Source organism: Pseudomonas sp. SWRI50 (assembly GCF_014269095.1).
GTDB classification, from domain to species: Bacteria; Pseudomonadota; Gammaproteobacteria; order Pseudomonadales; family Pseudomonadaceae; genus Aquipseudomonas; species Aquipseudomonas kermanshahensis.
In genome coordinates, this window is record NZ_JABWRW010000030.1 from 18645 (window position 1) to 31784 (window position 13140).

The 13140-nt window shown below is 62.1% G+C and carries 13 protein-coding genes; 9 read left to right on the forward strand and 4 right to left on the reverse strand.

Annotated elements, in window-relative coordinates; translation table 11 throughout:
* Positions 1 to 92: 92 nt before the first annotated feature.
* The 8 genes from HU750_RS23675 (at position 93) to nhaA (ending at position 9168) form a co-directional block, all read left to right on the forward strand.
* The gene (locus HU750_RS23675; protein ID WP_186682730.1) at positions 93 to 1208 is read left to right on the forward strand and encodes a branched-chain amino acid ABC transporter substrate-binding protein; all 1116 of its coding nucleotides are present in this window, start codon (positions 93 to 95) and stop codon (positions 1206 to 1208) included.
* Positions 1209 to 1395: 187 nt separating this feature from the next.
* Positions 1396 to 2319, forward strand: a complete 924-nt coding sequence (gene livH, locus HU750_RS23680; RefSeq protein ID WP_008097482.1) for a high-affinity branched-chain amino acid ABC transporter permease LivH — start codon at positions 1396 to 1398, stop codon at positions 2317 to 2319.
* Positions 2316 to 3572 (forward strand): high-affinity branched-chain amino acid ABC transporter permease LivM, encoded by a 1257-nt coding sequence (locus HU750_RS23685; RefSeq protein WP_085273537.1) that lies wholly within the window; start codon positions 2316 to 2318, stop codon positions 3570 to 3572. The genes livH and HU750_RS23685 overlap by 4 nt, the downstream gene beginning before the upstream one ends.
* Positions 3569 to 4336, forward strand: coding sequence for a high-affinity branched-chain amino acid ABC transporter ATP-binding protein LivG (livG, locus tag HU750_RS23690; RefSeq protein WP_027594237.1), 768 nt, complete (start codon positions 3569 to 3571; stop codon positions 4334 to 4336). The genes HU750_RS23685 and livG overlap by 4 nt, the downstream gene beginning before the upstream one ends.
* Positions 4337 to 5038: an ABC transporter ATP-binding protein gene (locus HU750_RS23695; RefSeq protein ID WP_085273538.1), complete on the forward strand. Its 702-nt coding sequence runs from the start codon at positions 4337 to 4339 to the stop codon at positions 5036 to 5038.
* 237 nt (positions 5039 to 5275) lie between these two features.
* Complete coding sequence (locus HU750_RS23700; protein WP_186682732.1) at positions 5276 to 5950, forward strand: COG3650 family protein; 675 nt, start codon at positions 5276 to 5278, stop codon at positions 5948 to 5950.
* A gap of 103 nt (positions 5951 to 6053) precedes the next feature.
* Positions 6054 to 7667 (forward strand): NAD(P)/FAD-dependent oxidoreductase, encoded by a 1614-nt coding sequence (locus tag HU750_RS23705; RefSeq protein ID WP_186682734.1) that lies wholly within the window; start codon positions 6054 to 6056, stop codon positions 7665 to 7667.
* Positions 7668 to 7992: 325 nt separating this feature from the next.
* Positions 7993 to 9168 (forward strand): Na+/H+ antiporter NhaA, encoded by a 1176-nt coding sequence (gene nhaA / locus HU750_RS23710; RefSeq protein ID WP_186682736.1) that lies wholly within the window; start codon positions 7993 to 7995, stop codon positions 9166 to 9168.
* A 78-nt stretch (positions 9169 to 9246) separates the two neighbouring features.
* On the opposite strand, the gene HU750_RS23715 is transcribed toward nhaA, so the two are convergent.
* Entirely contained in the window at positions 9247 to 9711 is a 465-nt protein-coding gene (locus tag HU750_RS23715) for an outer membrane lipoprotein (RefSeq protein WP_027594232.1), read from the reverse strand.
* A gap of 151 nt (positions 9712 to 9862) precedes the next feature.
* Here HU750_RS23715 and HU750_RS23720 point away from each other — a divergent pair, with 151 nt between their 5' ends.
* Positions 9863 to 10105 (forward strand): 30S ribosomal protein S3, encoded by a 243-nt coding sequence (locus tag HU750_RS23720; protein ID WP_085273541.1) that lies wholly within the window; start codon positions 9863 to 9865, stop codon positions 10103 to 10105.
* Positions 10106 to 10135: 30 nt separating this feature from the next.
* Here HU750_RS23720 and pdxH read toward each other — a convergent pair whose 3' ends face one another.
* From pdxH to HU750_RS23735, 3 genes are all read right to left on the reverse strand, one after another.
* On the reverse strand, positions 10136 to 10783 hold the full coding sequence (gene pdxH / locus HU750_RS23725) for a pyridoxamine 5'-phosphate oxidase (RefSeq protein WP_027594230.1): 648 nt from the start codon (positions 10781 to 10783) through the stop codon (positions 10136 to 10138).
* Positions 10784 to 10802: 19 nt separating this feature from the next.
* Positions 10803 to 11789 (reverse strand): OmpA family protein, encoded by a 987-nt coding sequence (locus HU750_RS23730; protein WP_099455126.1) that lies wholly within the window; start codon positions 11787 to 11789, stop codon positions 10803 to 10805.
* A gap of 99 nt (positions 11790 to 11888) precedes the next feature.
* Entirely contained in the window at positions 11889 to 13034 is a 1146-nt protein-coding gene (locus tag HU750_RS23735) for a serine hydrolase domain-containing protein (protein ID WP_099455127.1), read from the reverse strand.
* Positions 13035 to 13140: the final 106 nt, after the last annotated feature.

A 13140-nucleotide genomic window follows, 5' to 3' on the forward strand; every position in this document is an offset into this window, starting at 1 on the left:
TGCAGTATGGCGTGGCCATACCGCACATCCCGCCCGGTCTGTAGCCCTGGCCGCCAGGACTATAAGAATTACAACAGAATGAGTGGAGCACTATGATCAAGATTTCCAAGCTGTTCGCCGCAATGGTTCTGGCCGGGGTAGCCAGCCATTCGTTTGCCGCCGATACCATCAAGATCGGGATCGCAGGGCCTAAGACCGGCCCTGTCACCCAGTACGGCGACATGCAGTTCATCGGCGCCAAGCAAGCCATCAAAGACATCAACGCCAAGGGCGGCGTCGATGGCAAGATGCTCGAAGCCAAGGAATACGACGACGCCTGCGACCCTAAACAGGCCGTGGCAGTCGCCAACAAAGTGGTCAACGACGGCGTCAAGTTCGTCATCGGCCACCTGTGCTCCAGCTCCACCCAGCCTGCGTCCGACATCTACGAAGACGAAGGCGTGATCATGATCACCCCCGCCGCCACCAGCCCAGAAATCACCGCCCGTGGTTACAAGCTGATCTTCCGCACCATCGGCCTGGACAGCGCCCAGGGCCCGGCAGCCGGCAACTACATCGCCGACCACGTCAAGCCCAAGGTCGTTGCGGTCCTGCACGACAAGCAGCAGTACGGTGAAGGCATCGCCACCGCGGTCAAGCAGACCCTGGAAGGCAAAGGCACCAAGGTAGCCGTCTTCGAAGGCCTGAACGCCGGTGACAAGGACTTCTCCTCGATCATCCAGAAGCTCAAGCAGAACAACGTCGACTTCGTCTACTACGGCGGCTACCACCCAGAGCTGGGCCTGATCCTGCGTCAAGCTCAGGAAAAAGGCCTGAAAGCCAAGTTCATGGGGCCGGAAGGTGTCGGCAACGACTCCATTTCGCAGATCGCCCAGGGCGCTTCCGAAGGCCTGCTGGTTACCCTGCCGAAGTCGTTTGACGCAGACCCTGCGAACAAGGCCATCGTCGACGCCATCAAGGCTGACGGCAAAGACCCAAGCGGCCCGTTCGTGTTCCCGGCCTACTCGGCTGTCGAGCTGATCGCTCAAGGCATCAAGGCCGCCAAGTCGGAAGACACCGACAAGGTGGCAGCCGCCATCCACGCCGGTTCCTTCAAGACCCCTACCGGCACCCTGTCGTATGACGAGAAGGGCGACCTGAAAGACTTCAAATTCGTGGTCTACGAATGGCACTTCGGCAAGCCGAAGACTGAAGTTTCCCCTCAGTAACTGCGTGACTAAATAGCTGACCGTAGAAGCCCACTGTGCGAGCAGTGGGCTTTGTTTTACGAGGTTCATGGGCCTGATCCCCGCGATCCGGGGGCCGGTCCACCTGAAAATCTTAAAACCGTCACCCGCGGTTTCCTGGCCGTACCCCTGCCAGTGAAATGCAAATCAGGTTTTTAGGAGCGCTGTAATGCCTGAGATCTACCATTTCTTCCAACAACTGGTTAATGGATTGACCATCGGCAGCACCTATGCCTTGATCGCCATCGGTTACACGATGGTGTACGGCATCATTGGCATGATCAACTTCGCCCACGGCGAGGTGTACATGATCGGTTCCTACGTGGCCTTCATCGCCCTGGCGGGCCTGGCCATGATGGGTATCCATTCGCTGCCGATCCTGATGACCGTCGCCTTCGTCGCGACGATCTTCGTCACCAGTGCCTATGGTTACAGCATCGAACGGGTTGCCTACCGCCCCTTGCGCAACAGCAACCGTCTGATCCCGCTGATTTCCGCCATCGGCATGTCGATTTTCCTGCAGAACACCGTCTTGCTTTCGCAGGACTCCAAGGACAAATCCATCCCCAACCTGATCCCTGGGAGCTTCTCTTTCGGGCCAGGCGGTGCTGAAGAAGTACTGATCAGCTACATGCAGATCCTGGTGTTCGTCGTCACCCTGGTGGCCATGACCCTGCTCACCCTGTTCATCTCCCGTTCCCGCCTGGGCCGCGCCTGCCGTGCCTGCGCCGAGGACATCAAGATGGCCAACCTGCTGGGCATCAACACCAACAACATCATCGCCCTCACCTTCGTCATCGGTGCCGCACTGGCGGCGGTGGCGGCCGTGCTGCTGAGCATGCAGTACGGGGTGATCAACCCCAACGCCGGCTTCCTGGTGGGCCTCAAAGCCTTCACCGCCGCTGTGCTGGGTGGCATCGGCAGCATTCCGGGCGCCATGCTCGGTGGGCTGGTGCTGGGTGTGGCCGAAGCCTTCGGCGCCGACATTTTCGGCGACCAGTACAAGGATGTGGTGGCATTCGGTCTCTTGGTACTTGTCCTGCTGTTCCGGCCGACCGGCATCCTGGGCCGCCCGGAGGTTGAAAAAGTATGAACAAAAATCTTAAACAGGCGTTCTTCAGCGCCTTGCTGGTCTGGGCCGTGGCCTTCCCGGTGCTCGGCCTGAAACTGAGCATCGACGGCATCAGCCTGGCCGTGCACAGCCAAGGGTCGTTCACCATCAGCATCATCGCCGTCTGCTCGGTGCTGATGTTCCTGCGCGTGCTGTTCGACAAGCAGTGGAGTTCGGTGATGGGCCGCCGCTCGGATCGCAAGCTGGTCCCGCCTGCGGTGAGCAACTACCTGACCCTGCCCAAGACCCAGCGCTGGATCATCATGGGGCTGATCGTGGCTGCGCTGGTCTGGCCGTTCTTCGGCTCGCGCGGTGCGGTCGACATCGCCACGCTGATTCTGATCTACGTGTTGCTGGGCCTGGGCCTGAACATCGTGGTCGGCCTCGCGGGCCTGCTCGACCTGGGTTATGTGGGCTTCTATGCCGTGGGTGCCTACAGCTATGCCATGCTGTCGCATTACCTGGGCTGGAGCTTCTGGGTCTGCCTGCCGATCGCCGGCCTGATGGCCGCCACCTTTGGCTTCCTGCTCGGCTTCCCGGTGCTGCGCTTGCGCGGTGACTACCTGGCGATCGTGACCCTGGGCTTCGGCGAGATCATCCGCCTGTTCCTGCGTAACCTCACCGACTGGACCGGTGGCCCTAACGGCATCAGCAACATCCCCAAGCCAGAGTTCTTCGGCCTGACCTTCGAACGCCGTGCCGCCGAGGGCATGCAGACCTTCCACGAGTTCTTCGGGCTGGAATACAACTCGATCAACAAGGTCATCTTCCTCTACCTGGTAGCGCTGCTGCTGGCCTTGCTGGCACTGTTCGTCATCAACCGCCTGCTGCGCATGCCGATCGGTCGTGCCTGGGAAGCCTTGCGTGAAGACGAGATCGCCTGCCGCGCACTGGGCCTGAACCCTACCGTGATCAAGCTCTCGGCGTTCACCCTGGGTGCCTGCTTCGCTGGTTTCGCCGGCAGCTTCTTCGCGGCTCGCCAAGGCCTGGTGACCCCCGAGTCGTTCACCTTCATTGAATCGGCGATCATCCTCGCCATCGTCGTGCTCGGCGGCATGGGCTCACAACTGGGCGTGATCCTCGCGGCCATCGTGATGATCCTGTTGCCTGAGCTGATGCGTGAGTTCAGCGAATACCGGATGCTGATGTTCGGTGCGCTGATGGTGTTGATGATGATTTGGCGTCCGCAAGGCCTGCTGCCTATGCAACGTCCACACATGGAGCTGCGTCGATGAGCCGCGAAATTCTGCAAGTCAGCGGCCTGAGCATGCGCTTCGGCGGCTTGTTGGCGGTCAACGGCGTGGCCCTGACCGTCAAGGAAAAACAAGTGGTGGCGCTGATCGGCCCGAACGGCGCCGGCAAGACCACCGTGTTCAACTGCCTGACCGGCTTCTACAAGCCCAGCGGCGGCACCATCTTGCTCGATGGCCAGCCGATCCAGGGCCTGGCCGGCCACCAGATCGCCCGCAAGGGCGTGGTACGGACCTTCCAGAACGTACGCCTGTTCAAGGAAATGACCGCGCTGGAGAACCTGCTGATCGCCCAGCACCGGCACTTGAACACCAACTTCTTCGCAGGCTTGTTCAAGACCCCGAGCTTCCGCCGCAGCGAGAAGGAGGCCATGGAGCGCGCGCAGTACTGGCTGGAAAAGGTCAACCTGACCGAATTCGCCAACCGCACCGCCGGCACCCTCGCCTACGGCCAGCAACGCCGCCTGGAAATCGCCCGCTGCATGATGACCCAGCCACGGATCATCATGCTCGACGAACCGGCAGCAGGCCTGAACCCGAAAGAGACCGAAGACCTCAAGGCACTGATCGCCTACCTGCGCGAATCACACAACGTTACCGTGCTGCTGATCGAGCACGACATGAAGCTGGTGATGAGCATCTCCGACCATATCGTGGTGATCAACCAGGGTACCCCCCTGGCCGACGGCACGCCGGAGCAGATTCGCGACAATCCTGATGTGATCAAGGCTTACCTGGGGGAAGCGTAAATGCTGAAGTTCGAGAACGTTTCCACCTTCTACGGCAAGATCCAGGCACTGCACAGCGTCAACGTGGAAATCAACCAGGGCGAGATCGTCACCTTGATCGGCGCCAACGGCGCAGGCAAGTCGACCCTGCTGATGACCTTGTGCGGCTCGCCGCAGGCGCACAGTGGCAGCATCAAGTACCTGGGTGAAGAACTGGTCGGCCAGACCTCCTCGCACATCATGCGCAAGAGCATCGCCGTAGTCCCCGAAGGGCGCCGCGTGTTCGCCCGCCTGACGGTCGAAGAGAACCTCGCCATGGGCGGTTTCTTCACCGACAAGGGCGATTACCAGGAGCAGTTGGACAAGGTCCTGCAGCTGTTCCCGCGCCTGAAGGAGCGCTATATCCAGCGCGGCGGCACCATGTCCGGTGGCGAGCAGCAGATGCTCGCCATTGGCCGGGCGCTGATGAGCAAACCCAAGTTGCTGTTGCTCGACGAGCCCTCGCTGGGCCTGGCCCCGATCATCATCCAGCAGATCTTCGACATCATCGAACAGCTGCGCCGTGACGGCGTGACCGTGTTCCTGGTGGAGCAGAACGCCAACCAGGCGCTGAAGATCGCTGACCGTGCCTATGTACTGGAAAACGGACGGGTGGTGATGCAGGGCACGGGTGAAGCGCTGCTGAGTGACCCGAAGGTGCGTGACGCGTATCTGGGTGGTTGATGAGCAAAGGGCCTTCGGGCCCTTTGTTCTACCTGCTGCATTTTTATGGCCTGTGCCGGCCTCTTCGCGGGTAAACCCGCTCCCACAGGTACTGCACAGCTTTGAAAGTCTCTGCGGGTCTGTGGGAGCGGGTTTACCCGCGAAGAGGCCGGCACAGGCTATCAACAAAGCTTGTGATCGCCGCGCACCCTGAGTAACGTGGCCAGCTCTTTTGCAACGATCGCCGGAGCCCGCCCCATGCGCCTCACCCCCTCCCTGCTGCTCGCCGCCATGCTGCCCCTGTTCGCCGGCTGCCAGCTCATGGCTGCCACGCCGACCGACCCGAACATCGGCACCACGCGCATGCAGGGCGAACTGAGCGCCGCCGGGGGCCAGTTGCTGTTCAAACCCTGTAATGAAAGCCGCCGTTTCGTGATCAACGACGCCGCCAGCACTGGCATCCTGCAGGAAGCCGCCAACCTCGCCAAGGATGCTGGCGACAAGCTGTTCGTCGACGTGCGCGGCCGCCTGACTGGCAGCAAGCAGGCCAACACCGACGGCCAGCTCGACGTCCGCCGCCTGTACCGCCTGGAGCCCTCGACCCGGGCCTGTGAAGACCCCAACTTCAAACAACTGACCCTGCGTGCCAACGGCCACGAACCCGACTGGGACATCAAAGCCAGCGGCAAAGGCATGGTCGTCAACCGCGTAGGCCAGGCGCCGCTGCCCCTGCCGTTCCTGGAAGAAGAAGTACCCGGTGGCGGCCTGACCCTGACCAGCGAAGCCAACGGCCAGCACGTGGAGCTTTGGGTCGCACCGCAACGCTGCGTGGACAGCGCGACCGGGGCAGTCCGTCACTTGCGCGCCGAGCTGCGCATCGATGGCAAGACCCTACAAGGCTGCGGTTACTACGGTGGTGCACGCGACAACTGATCGCCGGGCGCTTTTATCCTGCCAGTCAGGGCGGCGAACAGCTTATACTTGGCGGTTTGTGTAAAGCCGCCGGCCGCCCATGGCCGGGATACTGGACCCTGCCATGCTACGAATCACCGAACTGAAGCTGCCCTTGGACCACCCTGACGAAGCCCTGCGCGAAGCCATCGTCCAGCGCCTGGGCATCCGCGATGAGCAATTGCTCAGCTTCAACCTGTTCAAGCGCAGCTACGACGCACGCAAGAAAAACAGCGAACTGCTGTTCATCTACACCATCGACCTCGAAGCCAGCAACGAAGCCGAGCTGCTTCGCACATTCGCAGACGATCGCAACATCGGCGTCGCGCCTGACGTTACCTACAAGTACGTCGGCCACGCCCCTGCCGAGGTCGAGCAACGCCCGATCGTGGTCGGCTTCGGCCCCTGCGGCATCTTTGCCGGCCTGTTGCTGGCGCAGATGGGCTTCAAGCCGATCATCCTCGAGCGCGGCAAAGAAGTGCGCCAGCGCACCAAGGACACCTGGGGCCTGTGGCGCAAAAGCGTGCTCAACCCGGAGTCCAACGTGCAGTTCGGCGAAGGCGGCGCCGGGACGTTCTCCGACGGCAAGCTGTACAGCCAGATCAAGGACCCGCTGCACCACGGCCGCAAGGTGCTGGAAGAGTTCGTCAAGGCCGGTGCGCCCGATGAGATCCTCTACATCAACAAGCCGCACATCGGTACCTTCCGCCTGACCGGTATGGTCGAGCAGATGCGTCAGGACATCATCGCCCTGGGCGGCGAAGTGCGCTTCCAGGAGAAAGTCACCGACCTGCTGACCGATGATGGGCAACTGACCGGCGTGGTATTGGAAAGCGGCGAGCAGCTGCATTCGCGCCATGTGGTCCTGGCCCTGGGCCACAGTGCCCGCGACACGTTCCGCATGCTGCACGCCAAGGGCGTGTTCATGGAGGCCAAGCCCTTCTCGGTCGGCTTCCGTATCGAGCACCCGCAAACGCTGATCGACAAGGCGCGCCTGGGCAAGTACGCCGGCCACCCGAAGCTCGGCGCCGCCGACTACAAACTGGTGTATCACGCCAAGAACGGCCGTTCGGTCTACAGCTTCTGCATGTGCCCAGGCGGCACCGTGGTCGCAGCCACCAGCGAGCCCGGCCGCGTCGTTACCAACGGCATGAGCCAGTACTCGCGTAACGAACGCAATGCCAACTCCGGCATCGTCGTCGGCATCGACCCGGAACGCGACTACCCGGGTGGCCCGTTGGCCGGTATCGAGCTGCAGGAGCGCCTGGAAGCCCACGCCTACGTGATGGGTGGCAGCAACTATCAGGCACCGGCGCAGTTGGTTGGCGACTTCGTGGCCGGCAGACCGTCCACTGCCCTGGGCAGTGTCGAACCGTCGTATAAACCGGGCGTGACCCTCGGCGACCTGGCGCCGAGCCTGCCGGACTTCGCCATCGAGGCGATCCGCGAAGCACTGCCGGCATTCGATCGGCAGATCAAAGGCTACAACCTGCACGATGCGGTGCTGACCGGTATCGAGACGCGCACGTCTTCACCGCTGCGGATTACCCGGGGTGAGGACTTCCAGAGCCTGAACCTGAAGGGGCTGTTCCCAGCGGGCGAAGGTGCGGGTTATGCGGGCGGTATTCTGTCCGCTGGCGTCGATGGCATTCGCATTGCCGAGGCGGTGGCGCGGGATATGCTCGGGCTGAACGCATAAGGCCCGCTTCGGGTAGGAGCAGCCTTGTGCTGCGAAGAGGGCGGTGAAAGCAGCGAAGCGCTATGTGCTGCCACTGGCCTCTTCGCAGCGCAAGGCTGCTCCTACACGGCATCGAGTCTGCGGGGCTCTGCAGTGCCAGAAAAGCCTGCAGAGATAATCGGATTCCCCCTACCCACGCTTTCCGCAACACCGTCTAGGCTTGCCACAGCCCAGGCAGCAATAACATATAACAAAAACGAATATAGTTTTTGTTTTAAAGCATATCGCCACAGGCTAGGGTGTACGCCCGTTCCATCCTTAATCTCTCAGGGAGAGCCCATAGCCCGTGCGTAGCCTCTTCACCCGATTCTTTCAGCTCGAAGCTGCCAGCGGTCTGCTGTTGATCGCCGCGGCCGTTCTTGCGCTGGTCATCAACAACTCACCTTTGTCCTACCTGTACAACGGCCTGCTCGAGGTCCCGGTGGCGGTCAAAGTTGGCGCGCTGGAAATCGCCAAGCCCTTGCTGCTGTGGATCAACGACGGCCTGATGGCGCTGTTCTTCCTGCTCATCGGCCTGGAGGTCAAGCGCGAGGTGGTCGACGGCCACCTCTCCAAGCCCTCGCAGATAGTCCTGCCCGCTACCGCTGCGGTGGGTGGCATGGTGATACCAGCCCTGATCTACTGGTTCATCAACCGCGACGACCCCGCTGCGGTCGCCGGCTGGGCCATCCCCACCGCCACCGACATTGCCTTCGCCCTCGGCGTGCTAGCACTGCTGGGCAAGCGCGTACCGGTTTCGCTGAAGCTGTTCCTGATGACCCTGGCGATCATCGATGACCTGGGTGCGATCATTGTCATTGCCCTGTTCTATTCGGGCACCTTGTCGAGCGTCTCGCTGTTGCTGGCCGGCGCCTGCCTGGTAGCGCTGCTGGCCATGAACCGGCTTGGCGTGGTCAAACTCGGGCCCTACCTGATCATCGGCCTGGTGCTTTGGGTGTGCGTGCTCAAGAGCGGTGTTCACGCCACGCTGGCGGGTGTCGCCCTGGCGCTGTGCATCCCACTGCGCACCCGCAACGCCGAAACGTCGCCGCTGCTGTCCCTGGAGCATGCCCTGCATCCTTGGGTTGCCTACGCCATTCTGCCGCTGTTCGCCTTCGCCAACGCCGGTGTTTCGCTGGCAGGCATGAACCTGGAAAGCTTCACTCATCCAGTACCGATGGGTATCGCTGTCGGCTTGCTGCTGGGTAAGACGGTAGGGGTCTTCGGCCTGACCTGGGTGGCGATCAAACTTGGCCTGGCCGCGTTGCCGGCAGGCGCAAACTGGGGGCAATTGCTGGGGGTGGCGATCCTCTGTGGCATCGGCTTCACCATGAGCTTGTTCGTGGGCTCGCTGGCATTCGTGCCCGGCAGTAGCGATTATGCGGGCATGGACCGCATGGGCATCCTTACGGGCTCGTTCTTCGCCGCGGTCATCGGCTATGCCGTCACTGCGATGGCCAGCCGCAAACCCCTCGCAAGCTAAAAACAGTGGCATTAAAAAACCCCGACTGGCGTGGCCATGTCGGGGTTTTTTATTGTAGCGCTACAACCGGGTCAAGGCTCAGTGCGAGACGCGGCTGGTACCGTCGACGGTCATGATGCGAACACGGTCGCCAACCCGGAAAATCTCGTTTTCCTGAACGGCCTGCACATAGGCACGCATGCTGCCGTCATCTTCACGCACGGTGATTTCAACACCCTGGGTGCGAGTGATGCCTTCCTCGGCGGCAGAACCTGCCAGGCCACCGGCCACTGCACCAATTACGGCCGCAACGATGCTGCCGCGGCCACCACCGACTGCACTGCCGGCAACGCCACCGACAATGGCGCCAGCGCCACCGCCGATTGGGGTCTTGGTGCCTTCGATCTTGACCGGACGGAGGGATTCGATGGTACCCATACGCACTGTCTGCACGCGACGGGCCTCATCACGGGAGTAGCTATCGCCGGTCAGGCTCGAGGCACAGCCCCCCAGCAACAGCGACATGGTGGTAAAGGTCGCCACCAGCAAAGCGGATTTACGCATAGGTAAAATCTCCAAAAGTCATCGGTGTCCATTAGACGCTGCGCGTTGACGGCTGTCACGACGCAGACGCAATAAAATTGTTTTCATTCAGCCTGGGTACAGCCTGCATGGACTGTATCGTGGGGCCTTTCAAGTGAGACCAAGGATAGCCATGGATTACTTCATCGTCGTGGTGACAACTGTCGCAGGGCTGTACTTCCATGGGTGGCTGTATGTGCGCATGCGCCGCTGGATGGACCGCGACCTGGCGCTATCGATGGCCGGGAAGGATGCGCAGAAGCGTGACTACATGTTGCAGCGGCTGGAGCAGGCACGCAGAGAGAAGGTCAAGCGCAAGGCGCTGGCGAGTTGGTTGGCACGTGAGGCCGAGGCTTATCCCGGCGTAGCGGAATAAACACCTGGGGCCGCAAGCGGCCCAGGGTTATCAAGGCGCCAGCCGCTCTCGCAGCCATTGCCCATCGACCAGGCGGTAATTCAACCGGTCATGCAGGCGGCTCGCCCGCCCCTGCCAGAACTCGATACGCTCAGGCAACAGACGGTACCCTCCCCAGTGCTCGGGGCAATGCGGCTGAGTGTCACAAAACCGCGCCTCGGTCGCCTTTACCAGCGCTTCCAACGCTTCGCGGCCGGTTATTACCTGGCTTTGCGGCGAGGCCCAAGCCCCCAGGCGGCTGCCCAGCGGTCGCACCTGGTAGTAGTCGTCCGACTCCTTGGCCGTGACCTTTTCCACACGCCCTTCGATACGTACCTGGCGCTCCAGCGCCGGCCAGAAGAACGTCATGGCGGCGAAAGGGTTGGCCTGCAGTTGCTGGCCCTTGGCACTTTCGTAGTTGGTGAAGAAGGTAAAACCACGGTCATCGAGCCCCTTGAGCAGCAAGACGCGGCAATGGGGCCGGCCCTCGCCATCGACCGTGGCGAGGGTCAAGGCGTTGGCCTCGACCGGGGGCTGTTCAGTCTTCACCGCATCGGCGAACCACTGGTGGAACAAAGCGAACGGCTCCCCCGGGGCCTGGGCTTCTGCCAGGCCATCACGGGTGTAGTCGCGGCGCATATCGGCCAGGGTTTGAGTCATGGCTGCGTTTCCTTGACGATCAGTTGGTCTTCGCAGGGCTGTTGGCGGCTACTTTCTTGTCGGTGGTCGCCTTCTTGGCAGCGGGCTTGGCCGGCGCGGCTTTGCTTTTTGCAGCCGTCTTGGCGGGTGCCTTGGCCTTGGCGACAGGCTTTTTCGCGGCCGGTTTGGCAGCGGCCTTGGCAGCCGGTTTGGTGCTGACAGCCTTGGCGGCGGGTGCCTTGGCATCCTGAACCGCGACCATCGACGCTGGGGTCGGTGCTGGCGCGGCCTGTTGGTATTTGGCCAGCAGCGCGACCATGGTGTTCTGAGGCGTCAGCAGCAATTCCACACGGCGGTTCAGTGCACGGCCTTCGGCGCTATCATTGGCGGCGCGCGGCATCACCGACCCCATCCCCTTAAGGCTCAGGCGATCACGTTGCAGGCCGCTGAGGCGGAAAATCGCCGACACCGAGGCGGCGCGCTCCAGGCTGAGCTTCTGGTTAGCCGCAGCAACACCGCTGCTGTCGGCATGGCCCAGCACCAACACGGCGGTCTTGGAATCGCCCTCGACGGTCTTGGCTACACGGGTGATCGGGCCCAGGGTCATCGGCAGCAGCATGTTCGGGCGGTCAGGGTTGTACGAACTGTCCACCGGAATGGTCACAGCCAGCACGTTGTCACGGCGCTCCAGTTCCAACTTGCTGTCCTTGATCGCTTCACGCAGCTTGGGCTCGTATTCGTCCAACCAGGCCTGGGTGGCTTTCTGGTCGATCTTGGGTACAACAGGCCCTTTGGCCGTGTCGTCGCCGCCAAACGGCCACCACCAGCGGCTGGCGCTTTCGGACTTGGCATCGGCCTTGGCGACCTTTTCGGTGACGGCTTGCTTCACTTCCTGCTCGGCAACCTGGTCCGACCCAAAAGGCCACCAGTTGAAACCACTGCCCTTCGCGGCGTCCGGGGAGTGACTGGCGCAGCCGGTGACGGCGGTCAGGCACAGGGCGAGTGCTAAGGTTTTATGTGAAGACATCAGCGATACACCATGAAATAGAAGAAAATTTTGCCAACGCACTTAAAGCGTAGACATTGAGGATAGTCAAAGGGGTCAGCCAATACCCGCATTACCCGATCAAAGGCAACGGGCAAGGACGCGGACCAACTTCTGGGCTCTTGGGTCCATGAGCACATACGGGCCAAGGGTATTGACCACAAAACCGAATGCCACATCGTGCTCCGGGTCGGCGAAACCTACCGAGCCGCCTGCGCCGGGATGCCCGAACGCACGGGCACCGAGGCCAAAGGTGGCATTGGCCACCTCGGGCTGGTCAAGCATGCAGCCCAGGCCGAAACGGGTCTGGGTCAACAAGGTGCGATCCTGCCCGATACTGTGCTCGCGGGTGAGTTCGTCGAGCAGTTCGGACTCGAGCAGGCTGCCATCGAGCAGCCCGGCATAGAAGCCTGCCAGGCTGCGGGCATTGCCGTGGCCATTGGCCGCCGGTTGCTGCATGCGCCGCCACTCGGGCTTGTTGGTACTGGTGAGAATCGCTGGCGGGTTGGTGAACGCACGGGTCGACAGCGCCTCGGGCTCACGCATGGTCACCTGCAGCAAGCGCTGGGCCGCGGCATCGCCGGGGTTACCCTTGCCGCGTGCGATATGCGCCACACGGTAAAACGCTTCATCCGCCAGGCCGACATGGAAGTCCAGCCCCAATGGCCGGGCCGTACGGGCCACGATCGAATCGCCGGGGCCACGGCCGTCTGCACGGCGGATCAGCTCCCCGATCAGCCAGCCATAAGTGATGGCGGCGTAGCCGTGTTCGGTGCCAGGCGCCCACCACGGGGTTTCGGCGGCCAAGGCATCGACCATCGCCTGCCAGTCATACAACGCCTCGGCAGGCAGTAACTCACGGATGGCCGGCAGGCCCGCGCGATGGCTGAGCAACTGGCGCAGGGTGATGGACTGCTTGCCGGCCTGAGCAAATTCGGGCCAGTAACGCGCGACCGGAACATCCAGCGCCAATTTGCCCTCGCCTACCAGTTGCAAGGCGGTGACGGCGGTGAAGGTCTTGGTGCAGGAGAACAGGTTGGCGATGGTGTCGCTGTGCCAGGCCTGCTGCCCGTCCTTGTCGCTGGTGCCCGCCCACAGGTCGATCACGGTCTCGCCGCCCACCTGGATGCACAGCGCCGCGCCACGCTCCTGCGGATCATCGAACAACTCGGCGAAGGCTTCACGCACCGCCTCGAACTTCAGCTCATAGTGACCCTGGATCTGCACCCACTGTTCTCCGTACGACCTTCTGAAAATGGCGTGCATTGTTTCAGTAGTTGGCGGTTTTGCAAACTGGCTTAGGCTGGGTGGTCGCAGGTAAAGGGGCCGTTCG